This is a genomic window from Paenalcaligenes sp. Me131, from assembly GCF_050487225.1.
Classification (GTDB): domain Bacteria; phylum Pseudomonadota; class Gammaproteobacteria; order Burkholderiales; family Burkholderiaceae_B; genus Paenalcaligenes.
Genome location: NZ_JBKQGY010000004.1, coordinates 106,534 through 129,235 on the forward strand (window position 1 = coordinate 106,534; position 22,702 = coordinate 129,235).

General features: G+C 50.6%; 18 protein-coding genes. 16 read left to right on the forward strand and 2 right to left on the reverse strand.

Annotation, left to right across the window (positions count from 1 at the left end; translation table 11 throughout):
• Positions 1-55: 55 nt before the first annotated feature.
• Genes ACLPHM_RS15510 through recR form a run of 3 tightly spaced genes read left to right on the forward strand, consistent with a single transcriptional unit; the run spans position 56 to position 3,121 of the window.
• A complete protein-coding gene (locus tag ACLPHM_RS15510) occupies positions 56-2,149 on the forward strand; it encodes a DNA polymerase III subunit gamma/tau (RefSeq protein ID WP_430222114.1) in 2,094 nt (697 codons plus the stop codon).
• A 34-nt stretch (positions 2,150-2,183) separates the two neighbouring features.
• Entirely contained in the window at positions 2,184-2,510 is a 327-nt protein-coding gene (locus ACLPHM_RS15515; protein ID WP_135866171.1) for a YbaB/EbfC family nucleoid-associated protein, read from the forward strand.
• Positions 2,510-3,121, forward strand: coding sequence for a recombination mediator RecR (recR, locus tag ACLPHM_RS15520; RefSeq protein WP_430222115.1), 612 nt, complete (start codon positions 2,510-2,512; stop codon positions 3,119-3,121). The genes ACLPHM_RS15515 and recR overlap by 1 nt, the downstream gene beginning before the upstream one ends.
• Before the next feature lie 16 nt (positions 3,122-3,137).
• Here the strand turns inward: recR and tal are convergent, their stop codons facing one another.
• The gene (tal, locus tag ACLPHM_RS15525) at positions 3,138-4,103 is read right to left on the reverse strand and encodes a transaldolase (RefSeq protein WP_430222116.1); all 966 of its coding nucleotides are present in this window, start codon (positions 4,101-4,103) and stop codon (positions 3,138-3,140) included.
• 173 nt (positions 4,104-4,276) lie between these two features.
• Between tal and carA the strand changes: the two genes are divergently transcribed.
• From carA to greA, 9 genes are all read left to right on the forward strand, one after another.
• Positions 4,277-5,431: a glutamine-hydrolyzing carbamoyl-phosphate synthase small subunit gene (gene carA / locus ACLPHM_RS15530; protein WP_430222117.1), complete on the forward strand. Its 1,155-nt coding sequence runs from the start codon at positions 4,277-4,279 to the stop codon at positions 5,429-5,431.
• Between the two features lie 25 nt (positions 5,432-5,456).
• The gene (carB, locus tag ACLPHM_RS15535; protein ID WP_430222118.1) at positions 5,457-8,687 is read left to right on the forward strand and encodes a carbamoyl-phosphate synthase large subunit; all 3,231 of its coding nucleotides are present in this window, start codon (positions 5,457-5,459) and stop codon (positions 8,685-8,687) included.
• 371 nt (positions 8,688-9,058) lie between these two features.
• Positions 9,059-10,378, forward strand: a complete 1,320-nt coding sequence (locus ACLPHM_RS15540; protein WP_430222119.1) for an ABC transporter substrate-binding protein — start codon at positions 9,059-9,061, stop codon at positions 10,376-10,378.
• Between the two features lie 97 nt (positions 10,379-10,475).
• Positions 10,476-12,182, forward strand: a complete 1,707-nt coding sequence (locus ACLPHM_RS15545; protein ID WP_430222120.1) for an ABC transporter permease — start codon at positions 10,476-10,478, stop codon at positions 12,180-12,182.
• Between the two features lie 2 nt (positions 12,183-12,184).
• Entirely contained in the window at positions 12,185-13,273 is a 1,089-nt protein-coding gene (locus ACLPHM_RS15550) for an ABC transporter ATP-binding protein (protein ID WP_430222121.1), read from the forward strand.
• 8 nt (positions 13,274-13,281) lie between these two features.
• On the forward strand, positions 13,282-14,181 hold the full coding sequence (locus tag ACLPHM_RS15555; RefSeq protein ID WP_430222122.1) for a LysR family transcriptional regulator: 900 nt from the start codon (positions 13,282-13,284) through the stop codon (positions 14,179-14,181).
• Positions 14,182-14,187: 6 nt separating this feature from the next.
• The gene (locus ACLPHM_RS15560; protein ID WP_430222123.1) at positions 14,188-14,835 is read left to right on the forward strand and encodes a histidine phosphatase family protein; all 648 of its coding nucleotides are present in this window, start codon (positions 14,188-14,190) and stop codon (positions 14,833-14,835) included.
• 342 nt (positions 14,836-15,177) lie between these two features.
• Positions 15,178-16,497, forward strand: a complete 1,320-nt coding sequence (locus tag ACLPHM_RS15565; RefSeq protein ID WP_430222124.1) for a solute carrier family 23 protein — start codon at positions 15,178-15,180, stop codon at positions 16,495-16,497.
• Positions 16,498-16,729: 232 nt separating this feature from the next.
• Positions 16,730-17,206 (forward strand): transcription elongation factor GreA, encoded by a 477-nt coding sequence (gene greA, locus ACLPHM_RS15570; RefSeq protein WP_430222125.1) that lies wholly within the window; start codon positions 16,730-16,732, stop codon positions 17,204-17,206.
• Positions 17,207-17,281: 75 nt separating this feature from the next.
• Here greA and ACLPHM_RS15575 read toward each other — a convergent pair whose 3' ends face one another.
• Complete coding sequence (locus tag ACLPHM_RS15575; RefSeq protein WP_430222126.1) at positions 17,282-17,788, reverse strand: YhbY family RNA-binding protein; 507 nt, start codon at positions 17,786-17,788, stop codon at positions 17,282-17,284.
• An 18-nt stretch (positions 17,789-17,806) separates the two neighbouring features.
• Between ACLPHM_RS15575 and ACLPHM_RS15580 the strand changes: the two genes are divergently transcribed.
• The 4 genes from ACLPHM_RS15580 (at position 17,807) to glmM (ending at position 22,660) form a co-directional block, all read left to right on the forward strand.
• Positions 17,807-18,442: an RlmE family RNA methyltransferase gene (locus ACLPHM_RS15580; RefSeq protein ID WP_135863952.1), complete on the forward strand. Its 636-nt coding sequence runs from the start codon at positions 17,807-17,809 to the stop codon at positions 18,440-18,442.
• 107 nt (positions 18,443-18,549) lie between these two features.
• On the forward strand, positions 18,550-20,460 hold the full coding sequence (gene ftsH / locus ACLPHM_RS15585) for an ATP-dependent zinc metalloprotease FtsH (RefSeq protein ID WP_430222127.1): 1,911 nt from the start codon (positions 18,550-18,552) through the stop codon (positions 20,458-20,460).
• 18 nt (positions 20,461-20,478) lie between these two features.
• Positions 20,479-21,327 carry a dihydropteroate synthase gene (folP, locus tag ACLPHM_RS15590; RefSeq protein WP_430222128.1) on the forward strand — a complete coding sequence of 283 codons (849 nt, stop codon included), beginning with the start codon at positions 20,479-20,481 and terminating at the stop codon, positions 21,325-21,327.
• Complete coding sequence (gene glmM / locus ACLPHM_RS15595; protein ID WP_430222129.1) at positions 21,314-22,660, forward strand: phosphoglucosamine mutase; 1,347 nt, start codon at positions 21,314-21,316, stop codon at positions 22,658-22,660. Before folP ends, glmM begins: the two co-directional genes overlap by 14 nt.
• Positions 22,661-22,702 lie beyond the last annotated feature (42 nt).

Genomic DNA, 22,702 nt, shown 5'->3' on the forward strand with positions numbered 1-22,702 from the left:
TTTTGCTTTCGATAGCATCTAGTGGATGCTGGTAATTTTCTGGCCTTCTAAAAGCATGACCTATCTTGTTCTTGCCCGTAAATGGCGCCCCCGTTCCTTTGATACCCTCATTGGTCAGGACCACGTTGTCCGTGCATTGAGCCATGCGTTGACCACGCAACGGCTGCATCATGCGTGGCTGTTCACGGGGACTCGTGGGGTGGGGAAGACCACGTTGTCGCGTATTTTGGCCAAGGCGCTGAACTGCGAAACGGGCATTACACCTAATCCCTGTGGGCAGTGCCGCGCGTGTCAGGAAATTGATAGCGGTAGGTTTGTTGATTATGTAGAGCTGGATGCGGCGTCCAACCGTGGTGTGGACGAGATGACGCAGTTGCTAGAGCAAGCGGTGTATGCGCCTAGTGTGGGCCGGTATAAGGTCTACATGATTGACGAGGTGCACATGCTGACGGGGCATGCGTTTAACGCCATGCTGAAGACCTTGGAAGAGCCGCCAGCACACGTGAAGTTTATTTTGGCGACCACTGATCCACAGAAAATTCCTGTGACGGTGTTGTCGCGTTGCTTGCAGTTCAACCTCAAGCAAATGACAGTCCCCGCTATTGTTGAGCACTTGCAGTACATTCTAGAAGAAGAAAAAATCGAGTTCGATGTGCTAGGTTTGCGCTTGATTGCGCAAGCGGCAGCGGGCTCTATGCGTGATGCGCTGTCATTAACCGATCAAGCTATTGCCTACAGTGCTGGCAACGTCAACAATGATGCCGTGCAAGGTATGTTGGGCACGATTGACCAAGGGCATTTGTGCCAGTTGTTGCGAGCATTGATTAATCGCGATGCGCAGGCCTTGATGGCGGTGGCTGATGATTTGGCTTTGCGTGGCTTGTCTTATTCCGCCGCGCTGGGTGATTTAGCGGTATTGCTCTCGCAGATCGCAGTAGAGCAGCGTTTGCCTGGTGCAACGCCTGCTGAACATCCTTTACAAGCAGATATTCAAGATTTGGCTAAGCAGTTGGGGCCAGACTTCGTACAGTTGTTTTACTCGGTCGCCGTACATAGCCGTAAAGAATTGAGCTTGGCTCCGGATGAGTACGCTGGCTTTGTGATGGGTTGCTTGCGCATGTTGGCGCTGATGCCGGGTGATGCCTTGCCATCGCAACCTGAGATTCGTAGAGAGCCGTCAGTGGCCGCGCCTGCGGTGGCTGCTGCTGTGGTGACGGCCCCTGCAGTCGCCTCTCCACAGTTAGAGCAAGCGGTAGAGTCTGCAGTAGAAGCGGCTCAGCACGCTTCTGTGGACAATCCAGCGCCAGAGGCTGCCGTTGAGCCTGCACCGGCAGAGCAAACGGCTGAAGCCGTCTCGCCTAGCTCGGCGGCGGCACCAGCGGAAACTCCCGCTGTGCAGCAACCGCCTGCAGCACGTGATGATGAGCCACCCGCACCGCCAGCAGGCGCTATGCCGCCAACCACAGAAGTGGGCGGTACGATTCTGAATAAGCCTAGTGCTCCCGCGCCAGAGGTTGTGGCTGAGCCTGCTTCAGCGGCGAATGAGCCTCCTGCGGGTTTTGATGATATTCCGTGGGAAGATGAAGCCAGCGCGAGCGATGATGCTCCGTATGAGCAGGCGGGTGATCCAGGTTTTGATGATTCGTTCTCAGGCCAAGATGATGTGTCGTCTTTTGAGGCGAATGTCGCGGAACCAGATTTATCGGGTTTAATCTCAGAACCTAGAGAAGTCGCAAAGTCTGCGTCTCTCAAAAGAATGAATTCTGAAGGCTGGCCTGCGGTGGCAGCTAGTTTGCCGCTTAGCGGTTGGGCGGCGGAGCTCGCACGTCAGAGTGAATGGATTGGTGCTGACAAAGAAGGTCAGATCGTGTTGCGTGCGCAAATACGCTCCGCCGATGACAGTCAGGCTAAAGCAAGGTTAAGTACCGTGCTTGCTGAGTATTTTGGGCAAGTAGTACGGGTTAATATTGAATACGGTGCAACGGGTGATGCAACGGCCTACGCGGTAGAGCAGGCCGAGCGTGAGCAGCGCCAGCATCAGGCGGAGCAAGATGCGCCTAAAGATCCGTTTATCGTTAGTTTGATTCGTGAGTTCGGGGCGCATATTATGCCCGGCTCCATACAGGCCAATCATTTGAAGGCCGTTTAAGTTTTAGGTTTTATTTCAACAGGAAGACGTTGTTATGATGAAAGGACAGATCGCTGGGTTGATGCGTCAAGCGCAGCAAATGCAAGAAAACATGAAGAAAGCCCAAGAAGCCTTGGCTAGCATCGAAGTAGAAGGTGCAGCAGGCGGTGGTCTGGTGAAAGTGGTGATGACATGTCGCAATGATGTGCGTCGCATCACTATTGATCCTAGCTTGTTGGAAGATGACAAAGACATGTTGGAAGACTTGGTTGCTGCAGCGATGAACGACGCACTGCGTAAAGCTGAAGCCACTTCCCAAGAGAAAATGTCTTCTGTGACAGCCGGTTTGCCATTGCCTCCAGGCATGTCCTTGCCGTTCTAATGTCCACACCGGTATTACCTGAACCCGAACCACTACGGGCGCTGATTGATGCGTTGCGACGCTTGCCCAGTGTGGGTGAGCGTACCGCGCGTCGTATGGCGTATCACCTGCTGCAGCACGATTTGTCGGGTGCGGTGGTGTTGGGGCAGGCACTAGATAGAGCCACCCAATCATTGAAGCATTGTGAACAGTGCAATAGCTTTAGTGAGACCGTGGTGTGCTCCTTGTGTGACAACGCGCAGCGCGATAGATCGTTGTTGTGCATTGTGGAAACCCCTGCTGATCAGAACACCGTTGAGTCCAGCCATGGTTATCAAGGGCTGTATTACGTGCTGATGGGCAGGCTTGCCCCCATAGAAGGTATAGGCCCAAACGAACTGCAATTCGATAGATTGCTGCAACGAGCCAGTGGGGATGAGGTGCAGGAAATTATTCTAGCGACTAACTTCACCGCAGAAGGTGACACCACGGCGCACTATTTGGCGGAGTTACTACGTCAGCGCGGTAAGCGTGTGACGCGGTTGGCCAGAGGTGTGCCTGCAGGAAGTGAGTTGGAATATGTAGATGCCAGTACGATGGCATGGGCATTGCAGGAGCGTAGGGAAACCTAACGCTCCCGCGTCGCCATTAGGCTTGCTGGGTTTTGACCTGAGTGATCAATTGATCCAGAGTCAGCGCATCAGCGGTAAATAGTCTGATACCTTCGGCCAGTTTTTCTGTGGCCATCGCATTGTCGTTCAGACGTGTGCGGAAATTGATTTCATTATTAGCACGCCATTCAGGCGCCACATCTTTGGCGTACTCAGGGTCTAGCTGCAGCGGCACTTCGCCGGTTTTTTCTTGCAGTTCAGCCAAAAGAGCAGGGCTAATAGTGAGTAGATCGCAGCCACTCAGTGCTTGGATCTGACCAATATTTCTAAAACTCGCCCCCATGATCTCGGTCTTGATGCCATAGGTTTTGTAGTAATTGAAAATCTTGCGCACTGACTTCACACCGGGATCATTCACGCCAGCGTTAGCGGCTTCGTCCCAACTGCTGCCCGCACTTTTCTTGTACCAGTCGTAAATACGCCCAACAAAGGGTGAAATCAGGGTGACGTTGGCGTGCGCGCAGGCTACTGCCTGTGTCAGCGAAAACAACAAGGTCAGGTTGCAATGTATGCCTTCGGATTCCAACTGGCGAGCAGCTTGTATGCCTTCCCACGTGGCGGCTAATTTAATCAGCACACGCTCACGGGAAATGCCGGCGGCTTCATAAAGCTCAATAATCGTACGGGCGCGCTCAATGCTGGCTTGGCTATCAAACGACAAGCGGGCGTCTACTTCGGTAGAAACGCGGCCTGGTACTATATCGAGAATGGCGCTGCCAAATGCGACTAACAGGCGATCGCATAGCTCAGTAATACTGGCTTGTGGTGCGGCCTTCACGGTTTTTTCCAGCAGGTAACGATATTGTTCCTGTTGTACGGCTTTTAGAATCAGCGACGGGTTGGTGGTCGCGTCAGTGGGCCTGAAGGCCTTCATGGCTTCAAAATCGCCGGTATCGGCCACAACGGTGGTGTGTTGCCGTAAAGATTCAAGCAAGGTGGTCATGGTCTACTGCCTTATCACATCAACTACGGGTCAGATACAAGCCACATACTGTAAGCTATTTTCTGAAAAAGCGTGGAATATAAACGTCTGATTTTCGTAGTCCTTTATGTGAAGGCCGAAGTCAGCGTATAATTGGAAGGTTTATTTGTAAATTTAAAATCCGGGGTTTAAACGTGCTGCCGTCTCTCTTTCCTGAAGAGTCTCATGCTACATCAACTGCAATCCTGGCCCTTTCCGATGGTACGGTATTTAAAGGTATCTCTATCGGGGCAGAAGGCCACACAGTTGCCGAAATAGTCTTCAATACAGCCATGACTGGCTATCAGGAAATCCTCACCGATCCCAGCTACAGGGGTCAGATCGTTTCTCTCACTTATCCACATATTGGTAATACAGGCATTAATGCTGAAGACTCTGAGTCTGCAGGCGTTCAAGCTGCCGGTTTGGTGGTGCGTGATTGTGCGTTGAAGGTTTCCAATTTCCGTTCAGAACAATCGTTGCCAGAATACCTCAAGAAAGAGGGCATTGTGGCGATCGCTGGGGTTGATACCCGTAAGCTGACTCGCATACTTAGAGAAACAGGCGCTCAAGGCGCATGTATCTTAGTTGGCGATGACGCCGAACGGGCCATTCAACTGGCCCGTTCTTTTGTGGGAATGGTTGGTCAAGATTTGGCTAAAGAAGTTTCCGTGCGCCAACCAGGTGGTTGGACACAAGGTTCCTGGGCTTTGGGTGGTGGTTTCACATCCCCAGAACTGGGTCGCTTCAAAGTGGCAGTGTATGACTTTGGTGTGAAGGCCAATATTTTGCGTCTGATGGCAGACCGTGGTTGCGATATCACTGTATACCCCGCGCAAACACCGGTCGCCGACATCTTGGCTACACAGCCTGATGGTGTGTTCTTGTCTAACGGTCCTGGTGACCCAGAGGCGTGTAGCTACGCGATCGAAGCAACTAAAGCTGTTTTAGAAGCCAAAGTACCTGTTTTTGGTATTTGCTTGGGTCATCAGATTCTGGGCTTGGCTGTAGGTGGCCAAACTGTGAAAATGAAAACTGGCCACCACGGTGCGAACCACCCTGTGCAAGAAGTTGCATCAGGTCGTGTGTTTATCACCAGCCAGAACCATGGTTTTGCGGTAGACGCCAACACGTTGCCTGCCACAGCCAAGGTTACTCATATTTCGTTGTTTGATGGCACATTGCAAGGCTTCGAGCTGACAGATCGTCCCGCATTTGGTTTCCAGGGTCACCCTGAAGCCACTCCAGGTCCACGTGATATCGCCGCCTTGTTTGATACCTTCATCAACCTGATGGAAAAACAGGCCTGATCCGCCTAGCAGACGAAAAAGTATTATGCCAAAGCGTACAGACATAAAAAGTATTCTTATTATTGGTGCCGGTCCTATCATTATTGGTCAGGCGTGTGAGTTCGACTACTCCGGTGCTCAGGCGTGTAAAGCCCTGAAAGCCGAAGGTTACCGCACGATTCTGGTCAACAGTAACCCCGCCACCATCATGACTGACCCTGCTACTGCAGACGTCACGTACATTGAGCCCATTACATGTGAAGTAGTAGAGAAAATCATCGAGCGTGAGCGCCCAGATGCTTTGCTGCCAACCATGGGTGGTCAAACTGCCTTGAACTGTGCTTTGCAATTGGCAGAGCGCGGTATCTTGGAAAAGTACAACGTCGAAATGATCGGTGCCAACGCTGCAGCGATCGACAAAGCAGAAGATCGTCAGAAGTTTAAAGAGGCGATGACTTCCATTGGTTTGGAGTCAGCTAAATCTGGCGTAGCCCACTCCATGGAAGAAGCATGGGATGTGCAACGTCAAATTGCTGCTGAAGTTGGTACATCCGGCTTCCCAGTGGTAATTCGTCCTAGCTTCACCTTGGGTGGAACGGGCGGCGGTATCGCTTATAACCACGAAGAGTTCGAAACTATCTGCCGCCGCGGCTTGGAAGCTTCGCCAACTAAAGAGTTGCTGATCGAAGAATCCTTGTTGGGTTGGAAAGAGTTCGAAATGGAAGTGGTGCGTGATAAAGCAGACAACTGCATTATCGTGTGCTCTATCGAGAACTTGGACCCAATGGGCGTGCACACTGGTGACTCCATCACTGTGGCTCCAGCTCAAACACTGACCGATCGCGAATACCAATTGATGCGTAATGCTTCTATTGCTGTATTGCGTGAAATCGGCGTGGAAACAGGTGGTTCCAACGTACAGTTTGCGGTGAACCCAGATAACGGCCGTATGATCGTTATTGAGATGAACCCACGTGTGTCCCGTTCTTCTGCCTTGGCTTCCAAAGCAACCGGTTTCCCTATCGCTAAAATCGCAGCACGTTTGGCCGTAGGTTACACACTGGACGAGTTGAAAAACGAAATCACAGGCGGTCTGACTCCTGCTTCGTTCGAGCCTACTATTGACTACGTAGTCACTAAGGTTCCTCGTTTTGCCTTTGAGAAATTCCCTCAAGCTGACTCCCGTCTGACCACACAGATGAAATCTGTAGGGGAAGTGATGGCGATGGGTCGTACCTTCCAAGAGTCCTTCCAGAAAGCCCTGCGCGGTTTGGAAGTAGGCGTGGATGGTCTGAACCAAATGACTACCGATCGCGAAAAATTGCAGATCGAGTTGGGTGAGCCTGGTCCTGAGCGTATCTGGTACGTGGGCGATGCCTTTGCCCAAGGCTGGAGCTTGGAAGAAGTACACAACATCACCAAGATCGACCCATGGTTCTTGGCGCAAATCAAAGATATCGTGGATATCGAATTGGCGCTGGAACAAAAAACATTGGCCGATTTGGATCGTGACACCTTGTTCGGTTTGAAACGTCGTGGTTTCTCCGATCGTCGTTTGGCCTTCTTGCTGGATACAGCAGAGTCCGAAGTACGTAAAACACGTCACCAGCTGAATGTTCGTCCTGTGTTCAAGCGTGTAGACACCTGCGCTGCAGAGTTTGCTACTAACACAGCGTACATGTACTCCACGTACGAAGAAGAGTGTGAGTCTCAGCCTACTGATCGCCAGAAAATCATTGTTCTGGGTGGTGGCCCTAACCGTATTGGTCAAGGTATCGAGTTTGACTACTGCTGCGTGCACGCCGCTACGGCATTGCGTGAGCAGGGTTACGAAACCATCATGATCAACTGCAACCCAGAAACAGTGTCTACAGACTTCGATACATCGGATCGTCTGTACTTCGAGCCACTGACTCTGGAAGACGTGCTGGAAATCGTACACATCGAAAAACCGGTAGGTACTATTGTTCAGTATGGTGGTCAAACACCATTGAAATTGGCACGTGCTTTGGAAGCTAACGGTGTACCTATTATTGGTACTAGCCCAGAATCCATCGATATCGCCGAAGACCGTGAGCGTTTCCAAAAACTGTTGACCAAACTGGGTCTGCGTCAGCCACCAAACCGCACCGCTCGTACAGAAAGCGAAGCGATTGCAATGGCGGGTGAAATTGGTTACCCACTGGTGGTACGTCCTAGCTACGTGCTGGGTGGCCGCGCGATGGAAATCGTCCACGAGCAAACTGACCTTGAACGCTACATGCGCGAAGCGGTTAAAGTCTCCAACGATTCCCCAGTGTTGCTGGATCACTTTCTGAACAACGCTACCGAAGTAGACGTGGATTGCTTGTGCGATGGCGTAGACGTGTTTGTGGGCGGTGTAATGGAGCACATCGAGCAAGCGGGTGTGCACTCTGGTGACTCCGCATGCAGTCTGCCTCCATACTCGTTGTCCAACGAAGTGGTTGAGGAAATCCGTCGTCAAACAGCGTTGATGGCTAAAGCCCTGAACGTAAAAGGTTTGATGAACGTACAGTTCGCGATTCAAGATGGCGATGTGTACGTGCTGGAAGTGAACCCACGTGCCTCTCGTACCGTGCCGTTCGTATCCAAAGCTACAGGCTTGCAGTTGGCAAAACTGGCTGCTCGTGTGATGGCTGGCGAAATGCTGGCAGACTTGTGCTTGGACGCGCCAGCAAAAGAAGGCTACTTCGCGGTAAAAGAAGCCGTGTTCCCATTCGTGAAATTCCCTGGCGTAGACACCATTCTGGGACCAGAAATGAAGTCTACCGGTGAAGTCATGGGTGTGGGCCGCAGCTTTGCCGAAGCATTTGTGAAATCACAAATGGCTGCTAGCGTGAAATTGCCAGAGTCCGGTCAGGCATTCCTGAGCGTACGTGATGCAGACAAAAAACGTGCTGTAGCAGTGGCGCGTGGTTTGATCTCTCTGGGCTTTAGCGTTGTGGCTACACGTGGTACAGCAGCGGCAATCAGCGAAGCTGGCCTAGAAGTGAAAGTAGTGAACAAAGTCACAGAAGGCAGACCTCACATTGTGGACATGGTCAAAAATGGCGAAATCGCTTTGGTCATCAACACAGTAGAAGAGCGTCGTAATGCGATTGCGGACTCACGTACTATCCGTACTCATGCGTTGGCGGCTAACTTGGCTTACTACACCACGATTGCGGGTGCGGTAGCAGCGGTTGAAGGTTTGCAGTACATGCGTCATGGCGAAGGCCTGCGTGTGTACTCCTTGCAGGAAATGCACAGCCTGTAATAGGGTAACCAAGCCGTATAAAGTAGTAACAAAACCAGCCAGATCCGTTATGGGTCTGGCTGGTTTTTTCATGCTACCTTTAGGTGTATGTCCCTTGAAATAAATGCAGAGCGACGTTTCAAGTAGGGGATAGAGTACGTGCAGGACCAGATACCTCATTCATCAATAATAAAATCTGGTTGCAGGAAATAACGCTAATAGGGCTACTCAGGGTTATTCTGGGTATGGTGCTTAAGCTGTTGTTCTATAAAGTATTTCTTGTTTTTTTATAGCTAGTATCAAATATTTTTATTGGACGTAGTGCCTAGCATTCCCTATCTTGCTGTCTAACCTAACTCTAGGCTCGGTATTTTTACAGGGAGACTACCGCAATGAAGCTACGCTGCAAACCCTTGTTGGCTGCTCTGATGTTGGCGGCCACTGGTCCGGCTTTGGCTGGAACCGTGACAGTCATTACCTCTTTCCCCAAAGAGCTGACTCAAGCGTATAAATCGGCTTTCGAAAAAGCGAATCCGGATATCAAACTGGAGATTCTGAATAAAAATACAGTTTCCGGTATTGCTTACGTACGTGAAACACCTGAAGGCAAACGCCCTGAAATTTTCTGGGCGAGTGCACCTGATGCGTTCGAAGTGTTGTCCCAAGCGCAGTTGCTAGAAAACGTGTCTGACATCGCTAACCCAGCGGTGCCTGCAACGATTGGTAGCTTCCCTATTAATGATCCTAATGGCATGTTCCTGGGCCAAGCCTTGGCGGGCTACGGGATTATGTACAACACTCGTTTGGTGAAAGCGAAAAAACTGCCAGAGCCAAAAACATGGGAAGACTTACTACGTCCCGAGTGGTTTAACAACGTAGGCCTGACATCGCCTTCACGTTCGGGTACTACTCACTTGACCGTAGAAACTATTCTGCAGGGCGAGGGTTGGGAAAAAGGGTGGGAAACACTGCTACGTATGTCCGGTAACAGTGCCGCCCTCACAGACCGCTCCTTTGGTGTGCCAGATGGCGTGAATAACGGCCAGTTTGGTGCAGGTCCTGTGATCGACTTCTTTGGTTTGTCTAGCAAGTACTCGAATTTCCCTGTGGAATTCGTTTACCCAGATGAAACCGCGATTGTGCCAGCCAACATTGGTTTGATTGCTGGTGCATCCAATACAGAAGAAGGCAAAAAGTTCATCGAGTTCTCGTTGAGCAAAGAAGGCCAAGAATTGCTGTTGGCACCACAAATTTCTCGTTTGCCGGTGTTGCCATACGAGCAGTTGGATAACATTCCAGAGAATTACCCTAATCCTCTGGAAATTGTAGAGCGCAGTAAAGTGAACTTTGACGTAGATCTGTCCCAACAGCGCTACTACATTGTTCAAAATTTGTTTGATCAGACAATCACCTTCCGCCACAAAGAACTGCAAGCAGCCAGCAAAGCCATTATCGATGCTGAAGCCAAACTAGGCGCTAACCCACAAGGTCAAGCGGCTGAGTTGTTGGCTGAGGCTAAGAAATTGGCATGGGCGCCATTGATCAGTGCTGAACAAGTGCAAGACCAAGCATTGATTGATTTGTTTGCAGGCGATAAAAAAGACACACAGATCAGCCAACAACTGTCTAAGTTGCAAGGCGACTGGAATAGTCAGGCCAAAGCTAACTATGAGAAAGCTGTTGAACTGGCAAACCAAGCTGCGTCTTTATAAGGCGTAGATGTGACACACCCACTCTTCTAGCCGGAAGAGTGGGTCTTATTGTTTTTTATTACTGACGCGATGTGAGCAGTCTTGTCGCGGTGTATTCATGGCGCATTCTTTTTCTTCCCGCTATCCAGTAGGACTAATCATGGCCGCCCTTGTGGTGTTGTCCTTTTTAGTATTCTTTCTGGTTGTTCCTGTAGGGAACGTGTTCTACACAGCATTTTTAGATGCTGACGGTGGCTTTACGCTGGGTCACTTTGGTGCTTTTTTCCACCAAACCCTGCTTAAAGAATCGTTCATGAACAGCTTATACGTGGCCTTTATGTCCACGGTGTTCGCGTCGTTGATCGCCATTCCTTTGGCGTATTTGACGATTCGATTCCAGTTTCGTGGTGCGCTGATTATTCAGACACTGGGTATTTTGCCGTTGATCATGCCGCCATTCGTGGGCGCGGTTGCGATGCAACTGTTGTTTGGCCGTTCGGGTTCGTTGAACCTGATGCTAGACGACTGGTTTGGTATCACGCTGCCTATTATGGATGGCTTAAACGGTATTATTTTTGTTGAAGCGCTGCATTATTTCCCCTTCATTCTGATGAACCTGACCGTTGCTCTGCGCAACATTGATGGCGCAATGGAAGAAGCGGCGGTGAACTTGGGTTCCAAAGGCTGGCGCTTGTTCCGTCGCATCATTTTCCCATTGGCGTTGCCAGGCTACATTGCTGGTGCATCGTTGGTGTTTGTGAAGGTGTTTGATGACCTAGGTACACCACTGGTGCTGGGTATTACCAATATGCTGGCGCCTCAGGCGTACTTGCGTATTACCCAAGTGGGTATTGATGATCCGCTGGGTTATGTCATCAGTGTGCTGATGATTGGTTTCTCTATTTTGGCATTGTGGTTGTCGGCCTCGGCATTGAAAGGTCGTGATTACTCCACCATCCAGAAAGGCGGCTCGTCTATACAGCAACGTCGTTTGACCAAGCCTCAGGCGTGGCTGGCGTACATCTGGATTGCCTTGGTATTGCTGCTGGTGCTATCACCGCACATCGGTGTGTTGCTGCTGTCATTGGCGACCGTATGGAGCTACGCGCCGTTACCTGATGGGTATACCTTGGCGCACTACACGGCGGTATTCCAAGAGTCGCAAGGCATGATTAAAAACACCTTGTTGTACTGCGGTATCGCAGCGGGTGTGGATGTGGTCTTGGGTACGGCGATTGCCTACATTATGTTGCGCACCAAAATACCGGGGCGTCAGTTTATGGACTGGATTGCGTCTGCGGCGTTGGCCGTACCCGGTATTGTGTTGGCCATTGGGTTTATGCGTACCTTTAGGGATGTGAACTTACCCTTTACTGAAGTGGGGCTGACCTCGACGTGGCTGCTCATCATGATTGCCTACGCGGTGCGGCGATTACCGTACGCGTTACGATCGTGCGTGGCCGCCTTGCAGCAAATTAGTGTCTCGTTAGAAGAGGCTGCCGCATCAGTCGGTGCGAATCGCTTCAATACCATTAGGCGGGTAGTGATTCCGCTGATGGGTGGCGGTATTTTGGCCGGTTTTGTGACAAGTTTTATTACCGCAGCGGTGGAGTTATCTGCCACCATCATGCTGGTGACACGCGACAGCGACGCTCCCATGAGCTACGGTATTTATCTGTATATGCAAAGTGCATCAGGCCGTGGGCCCGGTGCAGCGTTAGGGGTATTGGCAGTGGTTGCGGTGGCAGTCGGTACCTATATTTCCCATGTCATCGTTGAACGTACGTCCGCGCGTCAGCGCCCAGGTAAGGTGGATCAGGAATAGCCATGAAGAAAGTAAGTGTTGAATGCCGTAACATCCGGCTTGCCTACGGTAAAAATGAAGTACTGAAGGACATCAATTTAACGATTGAGCCCGGCGAGTTCTTTGCCTTGCTAGGCCCATCCGGTTCAGGGAAATCCACGCTGCTGCGTCTGATTGCTGGTTTTAATCAGCACAACTCAGGCCAGTTGCTAATTGATGGTAAAGACATTGGCAATATGCCTCCGCACAAGCGCAACATCGGTATGGTGTTCCAGAGCTATGCGTTGTGGCCACACATGACCGTGTGGGATAACGTTGCCTTTGGTCTGGTAGAGCGTAAGTTGCCGCGTGCTGAAGTGCGCGACAAAGTGGCGGCTGCTCTAGAGTTGGTAGGTTTGGCTGATTTTGCCAAACGTAGACCTAACCAGTTGTCAGGTGGTCAGCAACAGCGTGTGGCGTTGGCCCGTACGACGGTGATTGAGCCACAAGTACTGCTGCTAGACGAGCCGTTGTCTAACTTGGATCAAAAGTTGCGTGTACAGATGCGCCAAGACTTGCTGTCGTTGCAGCGTCGTTTGGGTATCACTACCATTTTTGTGACACACGACCAAGAAGAAGCCATGACCACGGCTGACCGTATGGCCGTTATGGATCAAGGTGTGGTGCAGCAAGTGGGTGCGCCAGCAACCTTGTACGACTTCCCGTGCAATCGTTTTGTCGCGAACTTCGTGGGTACCATGAACGTGTTAAACGGTGCGGTGAAAGAGCGCTCAGCCTCGTCCATCACGCTGCATGTAGAAGGTATAGGCGATGTGAATATGCCTCTGACACCAGACGTACCCGAAGGCAATAGCATGGCCTTGAGCTTCCGTCCGCATACCGTGCAACTGGAAAGCGGCAACATGGGCAAAATGGATGCACGTTATCTGTGGATTCCTGGCAAAGTGGCCCGCAGCGAGTTTTTGGGTGAGTTCACGCGTTACGAAATTGATGCAGGTGATCAAATTATCGTGGCCGATCAGGCGCACTACGCGGGTTCTTCCTTGTTAATGCCTGGCGCTCCTGTGGCAGTTGGGGTGGAACCCGCACAGATTCGTTTGCTTCCCGTCTAACCCGATCGATGGAAATTCATCAAATCAGGGCTTTTGTGACGGTCGCGCGTCTAGGTAACGTGACGCGAGCAGCAGAAGCCCTGAATCTGACTCAGCCTGCGGTGACTACGCAGGTCAAAGCTCTGGAACAGAGCTTAGGGGTGAGTCTTTTTGAGCGGGCAGCAGGGCGCATGAGCTTGTCCAAAGCAGGCGAACGCTTACTTGCCACCGCAGAGCAGCTACTGGTGCAGTCCAGACAACTGAAATCCGAAGCCAAACAACTACAAGGTGAGTTGAATGGTGTGATTTCTTTAGGGCTGCCCAGTGAGCACTTAGACTTTTTGCGTTTGGGTGAGCTGGTCAATAAAATCTCTACCCAGCTTCCTCTTATTGAACTGCAAACGCAGATCATGCCGGCGATGCAGCTGGAAGAGTACGTCAGCACCAGTAGGCTGACGGCAGCGTTCAGTATTTCGGTGTATCCGCCTAGAGACGTAAACTGGCTGCCCTTACGTAGTATCAGCTACCGACTGGTGTTGCCCAATAAAATGGCACAAGAAGTCAGTCTAGGTGGATGGTCGGAAGTGGCCGCGCTGCCGTGGCTAGATGGCTCTTTAGGTAGCCATACGCATTTGCTATTGCGTGAAGTCTTTGAAAAACGAGCCCTAACCCCCAGAATTATTTTGCACAGTGATGATCAGGCGCAAATGGATGCTTTGGTGCGTGCTGGTTCCGGATGTGCATTGTTGCGCGAGGAGGTAGCCTTGCAAGGTGTGCGACAAGGTCACTTTACGATCTGGGGTAACGTTAAAATGGAAGCGTCGTTGGGGTTTATTACCCCACTGGAAAGCGTGGAGTCACCCCTAACGGTGGCGTTGATCTCCATGCTACAGCGTATCTGGCACTTAGATGGTGCCTCTACAACATGAGTAGTCATGACTAGTACACATATTTGGTTGATAAGGCACGGCGAAACCGCATGGAATGCAGATCGTCGTTTGCAAGGCTGGCAAGATATTCCTCTAAATGAAGTGGGTGAGCAGCAAGCCCATAATCTGGCTAATTTCTTAGCGTCAGACAGGTTTGACGTGCAGTTTGATCAGGTGGTGAGTAGCGACCTGCAACGTGCTGCGCAAACCGCAGCGATTGCGTGTGCTCATACAGGTTTGGGTGTGGTGCTAGATAAAGGCCTGCGTGAGCGAGGCTTTGGTGTACTTGAGGGTCGTAGCTGGGATAGCTTTGGTGGCCGCGTGCCCGACCAACCCGGTGATAGTGCCGATCTCGCACCTGAGGGTGGGGAGTCTATACAAACCTTTCAGCAACGCGTGTTAGCGGCCGTAGAGCAGTTGGCCGATAAATACCCAGGCCAGAAGCTAGCGGTGTTTGCGCACGGTGGTGTGATTGATATGGTGTGGCGCAGGTTGTTGCAGGTGGATTTGTTCGCGCCCCGTACACAAACTATTTTGAACACCAGCATTAACCATTTCAGTGTGAGCACAAGCGCATCGGGTTACGACTGGACGGTGCAATGCTGGGGGCAGGCCTCACATATTTCTGACAATGCGTTGGATGATGTGGGTTAATAACCCGAGCTATAGATAAAAATAAACCCCGCCAAGGCGGGGTTTTTATAGTGTTCTAAGGCTGTTGCGCCAACCTTGGAACGATAACCGCTGGGCAGGCGGTGGCTTTTTATTGTTGTAGTAAACGCATAACACTGCCTAGGGCAGCGTTGAACGTAAATTCTATTGTAAGCCTATTCTCAATGAAAATTTGATTATGGTTTATACCAAGAACTGAGAATAGTGTTGCATGTTACATGCTTTTGTTCATAAGTCCTTGTTGTGCCATGAATACTGCTTGCTCGGATTGTAGCCCAGTCTTAAACTTTCGCCTCAGTTAGCGACTCTTTTCTTCTTTTCCCTATGTCTGATTCTTATTTTCCCCGCTGGAAGCGCGTGTCTCGCGTACAAGCGGATGGGGTAGTACAGCCTGATGAATGCTTGCCAGGACCGCAAAGCGTGGCGATGGCTGCTCAGCACGTGGTAGCGATGTTTGGTTCTACCATTCTGGCTCCCTTGTTAATGGGTTTTGATCCCAACTTGGCCATCCTGATGTCAGGGATCGGTACATTAATTTTCTTTGTGTTCGTGGGCGGTAGAGTTCCTAGCTATCTGGGTTCCAGCTTCGCGTTCATTGGTGGTGTGATTGCCGTCACTGGTTATGCTGGTGTGGGCCCCAACGCAAACATAGGCGTGGCTCTGGGCGCTATCATCATGTGTGGTCTAGCTTATACCCTGATTGGGGCATTGGTATGGGCCATGGATTACAAAGCCGGTCGTGCAGCAGCCATCATCAACCGCATGATGCCACCTGTAGTGACGGGTTCCATCGTTGCGGTGATTGGTTTGAACTTGTCGCCCATTGCGGCCAAAAGTGCGATGGGTAGCGGTACCTTTGATTCCATGATGGCGCTGATGACGGTCATGTGTGTGGGTGGTGTCGCCGTATTCACGCGTGGTGTGGTACAGCGGTTGCTGATTCTGGTGGGGATGATCGTCGCGTGTTTGCTGTACGCGATTTTCACCAACGGCATGGGCTATGGCGTGCCTATAGATGTGAGCGGTGTGAGCAATGCCAAGTGGTTTGGTATCCCTAGCTTTTCATCCCCAGTGTTTGATGTGCAGGCCATGAGTGTGATTGTGCCTGTGGCCATCATTCTGGTTGCCGAGAACTTAGGCCATATCAAAGCCGTGTCTGCCATGACAGGCCAAAATCTGGACAAGTACTTGGGTCGTGCCTTTGTGGGTGACGGTGTGGCGACGATGTTGTCAGGCTCGTTGGGTGGTACAGGTGTGACGACATATGCCGAAAATATTGGCGTGATGGCGGCTACCCGTATTTACTCCACCTTGGTGTTTGTGTTTGCAGCCATTATTGCGTTGTTCTTGGGTTTCTCGCCTAAGTTTGGTGCGGTAATTCAAATGATTCCAGGTCCTGTGCTGGGTGGTATGTCAGTGGTGGTCTTCGGTTTGATCGCTGTGGCCGGTGCCCGTATTTGGGTAGTGAATCAGGTGGATTTCAGTCATAGCGGTAACTTATTGGTGGCTGCCGTGACCTTGGTTTTGGGTGCGGGTAACTTCTCCTTAGACTTTGGCATGATTCGTCTGGATGGTATTGGAACAGCTACCTTTGGCGCGATTATTTTGCAGGCTATTTTAGGTCAGCGGCAAAAAACCGTATAAGGCTTGTTGCGGGTTTTCCTGTAACGGTAGTGCTTGCAATTTCTAGTGCTTTTGCCGACAATGTACCTAACCGCCCCAAGAAGCTTGGGGCTTTATTTTCGGCTATTGAACCTGTGCTGGCAGCACGTCACAGTCGAAAAAATCCAGTGATCAGGGTAGCGAAACCCTGAAAAATGTAATGAGTGCGCCCCCGTAGAATGTGGGCGCTTTTTAATTGTTTATCAGGAATACTATGTCCGCGATCCCGTTGACAGCGCAGGGCGCAGAGCGCCTGCAGGCAGAACTGCACAGATTGAAAACCACCGAGCGTCCCGACGTTATCAACGCGATAGCGGAAGCACGTGCTCAGGGGGATTTGTCTGAAAATGCCGAGTACGAAGCCGCACGCGAACGCCAAGGTTTTATTGAAGGCCGCATCCGCGAATTGGAAGGCACATTATCGAATGCACAGATCATTAATCCAGCAGAACTGGACACAGATGGTCGTGTAGTGTTTGGTGCCACCGTCCAAATCGAAGATCTGGATTCTGGCGAACAGCTGAATTACCAAATTGTTGGTGATGTAGAGGCCGATATCCGCTCGCTACGCATTTCTATTTCTAGCCCCGTTGCTCGTGCCTTGATTGGTAAAAGCGAAGGCGATGTGGTTGAAGTTCAAGCTCCCGGTGGTGTGCGCGAGTTTGAAATCATGCGTATTCAGTACATCTAAGGTTAGGCCTTAGAACTGACGTAGATAAAAAAAGCCCATGCACTGTTGCATGGGCTTTATAATTTCAAAAGCAAATCAGTACGGTTTAGCAGGTTTTCTAGGTTTGCTTAGGCTGCTAGGTGTACGCTTTCTACTTTGTGTATCAGCTGTGGCTACACGGCTTGCAGGGTTGGACGGTTGTCTAGAAGGTTTCTTCTTAGTCTTAGTAACGCCAACGGCAGCAAGTTTTTTAGGTGTGTAAGGCTCATTGCCTTTACGCACGGCACGGGTAGCAGGTTCGGACGTATCCAAAAGGTCAGGGCGTTCAACATTACGTCGGTAGATCGTTAAAATCTTACCGATATGGTGAATAGGTTCGGCCTGAAGGGAACTGCAAATAGTGTCGAAGGCGGCAAGACGGCTTTCACGGTCATCGCCAGCAACGCGGATTTTAATCAGTTGGTGTGCATTCAAGTGCACGTCGATTTCTTTCAAAACTGCATCCGATACGCCCTTATCGCCAATCTGTACTACAGGGCGAAGGGAGTGGGCAGCGGCGCGTAAATCGTTGCGCTGTTGGATAGAGATATTTAATGTGGGCATAGCCAAGATTGTACGGGAATGGGCAAGAAAAAAACTTCAAAAGCGTGGGTGCAACAGCATATAAATGATCCTTACGTCAAAATGGCGCAACAAAAGGGTTACAGGGCACGGGCGGCTTTCAAATTGTTGGAGCTGATTGATGCAGAAAAGCTGTTGCGACCTGGCAACGTGGTGGTGGACTTAGGGTCTACACCGGGTAGTTGGTCTCAAGTGGCGCGTGAGCGCATGGTTGGGCCAGGTGGCATTATTAATGGCCGTATTATCGCATTAGATCTGTTGGAAATGGAGCCTATTGAAGGGGTGGAATTCATCCAAGGCGACTTCAGAGACGATGAGGTATTAGAAACTTTAGAAAAAACACTAAAAGGTGAAAAAGTAGACCTTGTAATTTCTGATATGGCCCCCAATCTATCAGGAGTAGCATCCGCTGATGCAGCGCGTATCGCCCACGTTTGTGAGATTGCTCTAGACTTTGCTGTAAATCACTTGCGTCCCGATGGGGCGTTAATTGTGAAAAGCTTCCATGGAAGCGGCTTCTCACAAATCGTGAAACTGTTCAAAGAGCACTTTTTAAATGTTGCTGAGCGTAAACCTAAAGCCTCACGCGACAAGTCATCAGAAACTTTTTTGGTGGCTCGTAATTTAAAGCTTTAGAGTTGGGTTACACGCTTTTTTATCGGGTAGAATGAGACTTACGGTTTCTGTTCAGCAATATGTCAGTCATAACGTTGGGCAGTTAAAGACACAGCAGGAGGTTGGCATTGAACAACTCATTTTCTAAAGTTGCGATCTGGATGGTGATTGCATTGGTACTGTTTACTGTGTTTAAGCAGTTTGACAGTCGCCCTGCAGCCACCGACGGCGTAACTTATACACAATTCATGAACGATGCCCGTGCCGGACGCGTAAGCAAGGTGGATATTCAGGGCGATACCCTGTTCGTTACACCTGATTCGGGGCGCAGCTATACCCTGACATCGCCTGGCGACCTGTGGATGGTTCCAGAGCTGGTGAAGGCTGGGGTGCAGGTGTCTGGGAAAGCGCGCGAAGAGCCTTCTTTCTTGGCTAGCATTTTCATTTCCTGGTTCCCAATGCTGTTGCTGATTGGGGTGTGGATCTTCTTTATGCGTCAAATGCAGGGCGGTGGTAAGGGCGGAGCATTCAGCTTCGGTAAATCCCGTGCCCGCATGCTAGACGAAAACACCAACCCTGTGACGTTTGCTGACGTGGCTGGTTGCGATGAAGCTAAAGAAGATGTGCAAGAACTGGTAGATTTCTTGCGCGATCCAACACGCTTCCAGCGTTTGGGTGGTCGTATTCCTCGCGGTATTTTGATGGTGGGTTCACCTGGTACCGGTAAAACCTTGTTGGCTCGTGCGATTGCGGGCGAAGCCAAAGTACCGTTTTTCAGCATTTCAGGTTCTGACTTCGTTGAAATGTTTGTTGGTGTGGGTGCTGCGCGTGTGCGTGACATGTTTGAAAACGCCAAGAAACACGCTCCTTGCATCATCTTTATTGATGAGATCGATGCGGTAGGTCGTCAGCGTGGTGCAGGTTTGGGTGGTGGTAACGACGAACGTGAACAAACCCTGAACCAATTGCTGGTTGAAATGGACGGTTTTGAAACTGGCCAAGGCGTACTGGTAATTGCGGCAACTAACCGTCCTGACGTATTGGATCCAGCCTTGCTGCGTCCAGGTCGTTTTGACCGTCAAGTGGTTGTGGGCTTGCCTGATATCCGTGGTCGTGAGCAAATTTTGCACGTGCACATGCGTAAAGTACCGTTGGCCGGTAACGTTGATGCACAAGTATTGGCTCGTGGTACGCCTGGTTTCTCCGGTGCTGACTTGGCTAACTTGGTGAACGAAGCAGCATTGTTCGCGGCACGCCGTAATGGCCGTACCGTTGATATGCAAGATTTTGAGAAAGCCAAAGACAAGATCATCATGGGTGCTGAGCGTCGTACGATGATCATGCCTGAAGAAGAGCGTCGTAACACGGCTTACCACGAATCTGGTCACGCCTTGGTAGCACGTCTGTTGCCAAAAACTGATCCGGTCCACAAAGTCACGATCATCCCTCGCGGACGTGCTTTGGGTGTGACGATGCAATTGCCAGAACAAGATCGTTACAGCATGGATAAAAACCACTTGCTGAACATGATCGCTGTATTGTTTGGTGGCCGTATTGCTGAAGAAGTTTTCATGAATCAGATGACGACTGGCGCGTCTAACGACTTTGAGCGTGCGACACAAATTGCACGTGACATCGTGACTCGTTACGGTATGACTGACTCATTGGGTCCTGTGGTGTACGCTGAAAACGAAAACGAAGTATTCTTGGGTCGCAGTGTGACTAAGACGACTAACGTGTCTGAAGCTACAATGCAGAAGGTTGACCAAGAAATTCGTAAGATCATTGATGAGCAATACAACATTGCGCGTAAACTCATCGAAGATAACAGCGATAAAATGCATGCAATGGCGAATGCTCTGTTGGAATGGGAAACCATCGATGCAGAACAAATCGAAGACATCATGCAAGGTCGTGAACCACGTCCTCCAAAGGACTATACTGACAAAAATACAGGTGGCAAGTCGGATGAGAATCCTCCTGCTTCAGGTGCAAAACCAGCAGAGGACGGAAGTTCAGCCGCCACTACTCCGGTTTAACCTCTATACTGTATTTCCATGAATCAAACATGGCTTTGCGGGCGTTTCGAGTTAAGTCTCGAACGCCCGTTATTGATGGGTATTGTGAATATTACGCCCGACTCGTTTTCGGACGGCAATGCCCACTATCGTACTGATCTGGCACTGGCTCATGCAAAGAAACTGATTGCTGACGGTGCCGATATTCTTGATATTGGCGGTGAGTCCACTAGACCAGGTGCAGAGCCTGTGTCCATCGAGGAAGAGCTGCGACGTGTCCTGCCTATTATTGAAGGCTTGCGCGACACCAACATCCCCCTTTCTGTTGATACCTTTAAGCCTGCCGTGATGCGCGCCGTGTTAGATGCTGGTGCCGACATCATTAACGACGTGGCTGGCTTTCGCTCAGAAGAGGCTTTAGCTGCTGTGCAAGGCCGTGGTTGTGGTGTGTGTGTGATGCATATGCAGGGCGAACCTAAAACCATGCAGCAAGCTCCGCAGTACGACAACGTACTTGAAGAGGTGCAGCGGTTTCTGATGCATCAGGTGCAGCGCCTGCGTACCGCAGGTTTGCGACCTGAACAGATTATGTTGGACCCTGGGCTGGGGTTTGGCAAAACGGTAGAGCAAAATTACCAGTTGTTACGCTCGTTGCCTCAGCTCCTGCAGGAAGGCTATCCTGCATTAATAGGCCTATCACGTAAATCCATGATTGGACACGTAGTGAATAGGCCTCCCATGGAACGTGTAGCGGGTAGTTTGGCTGGCATGTTAGCCGCAGTGCGGTATGGTGCTAGCGTATTACGAGTACATGATGTTGCTGCGTCGGCAGATGCCCTGCGCGTCTGGACAGCAGTAGAGACCGGAGTAATTGATGAGCGCACGTAAATATTTTGGTACGGACGGCGTACGCGGCTTAGTAGGCGGTTCTACCATTAATGCAGAGTTTGCCCTACGTTTGGGCTATGCAGCGGGTAAGGTGTTTAGCCGCTCTTTGCATACAAGGAACAACAGACCAACTGTCATTATTGGTAAAGACACTCGTATCTCTGGCTACATGCTGGAATCCGCGTTAGAAGCGGGTTTATCCGCTGCTGGTGTGGATGTATTGCTGGCAGGGCCTGTGCCTACACCTGCGGTTGCTTACTTGACTCGCACCTTGCGTTTAACGGCAGGGATTGTGATCAGCGCTTCGCATAATCCATATCAGGATAACGGTATTAAGTTCTTTTCTCACCAAGGTATGAAGTTGCCCGATGAGATTGAGCTGGCAATTGAAGAAGCGTTAGACGCTCCACTTGATTGCGTATCATCCGACAAACTCGGCCGTGCCCGTCGTTTGGAAGACTCTGCGGGGCGTTACATCGAATTTTGTAAAAGTACATTCCCCAACGAATTAGACTTGTCGGGTCTGAAGATCGTGGTGGATGCCGCTAACGGTGCGGCCTACCATATTGCTCCACACGTCTTTCGTGAGCTAGGTGCAGAGGTGCACGCCATTGGTTGCGAGCCTGATGGTTTTAACATCAATGCAGGCGTAGGTGCTACGCATCCAGAGCATTTGCTAGAGGTAGTGCGTGAACTGGATGCCGACCTTGGCATAGCGCTAGACGGCGATGCTGACCGTTTGCAGATGGTTGACCGTTCGGGTAAGCTTTATGACGGTGACGAATTACTCTATATCATCGTACGTGATCGCATGAAATCACGTCACGTGAAAGGGGTGGTTGGTACCTTAATGACCAATTTCGGTCTAGAAAAACGATTACGTGAGTTGGGGGTGTCGTTTGCCCGCGCCAACGTAGGGGATCGTTACGTTTTAGAGCAATTGTTACAAAGAGGTTGGTTGTACGGCGGCGAAAGCTCAGGGCACTTGCTGTGCTTGGATTACCATACCACGGGTGATGGTATTATTGCCGCGCTACAGATACTGACCGCGCTTCGTCATGACAATTGTCAATTGGCTGACTTGGTTGCAGACCTTAAAATGTATCCGCAGATCATGGTCAACGTAGTGTGGGAGCAGGGAAGGGATTGGCGACAGCACGAAGGGCTGGTACAAGCCAAGAATGAAGTGGAAGCAATGTTAGGCGATCAAGGGCGCGTATTGATCCGAGCTTCCGGTACAGAACCCAAGCTACGCCTGATGGTGGAAGCCGAAACGGCTGAGCTCACCGAGGCTGGCATAAATAAACTACAGTCGGTTGATGTTACAAAATAGACATATAGATATCAAGAACCTGCAATATCGGCAAGGCATGAT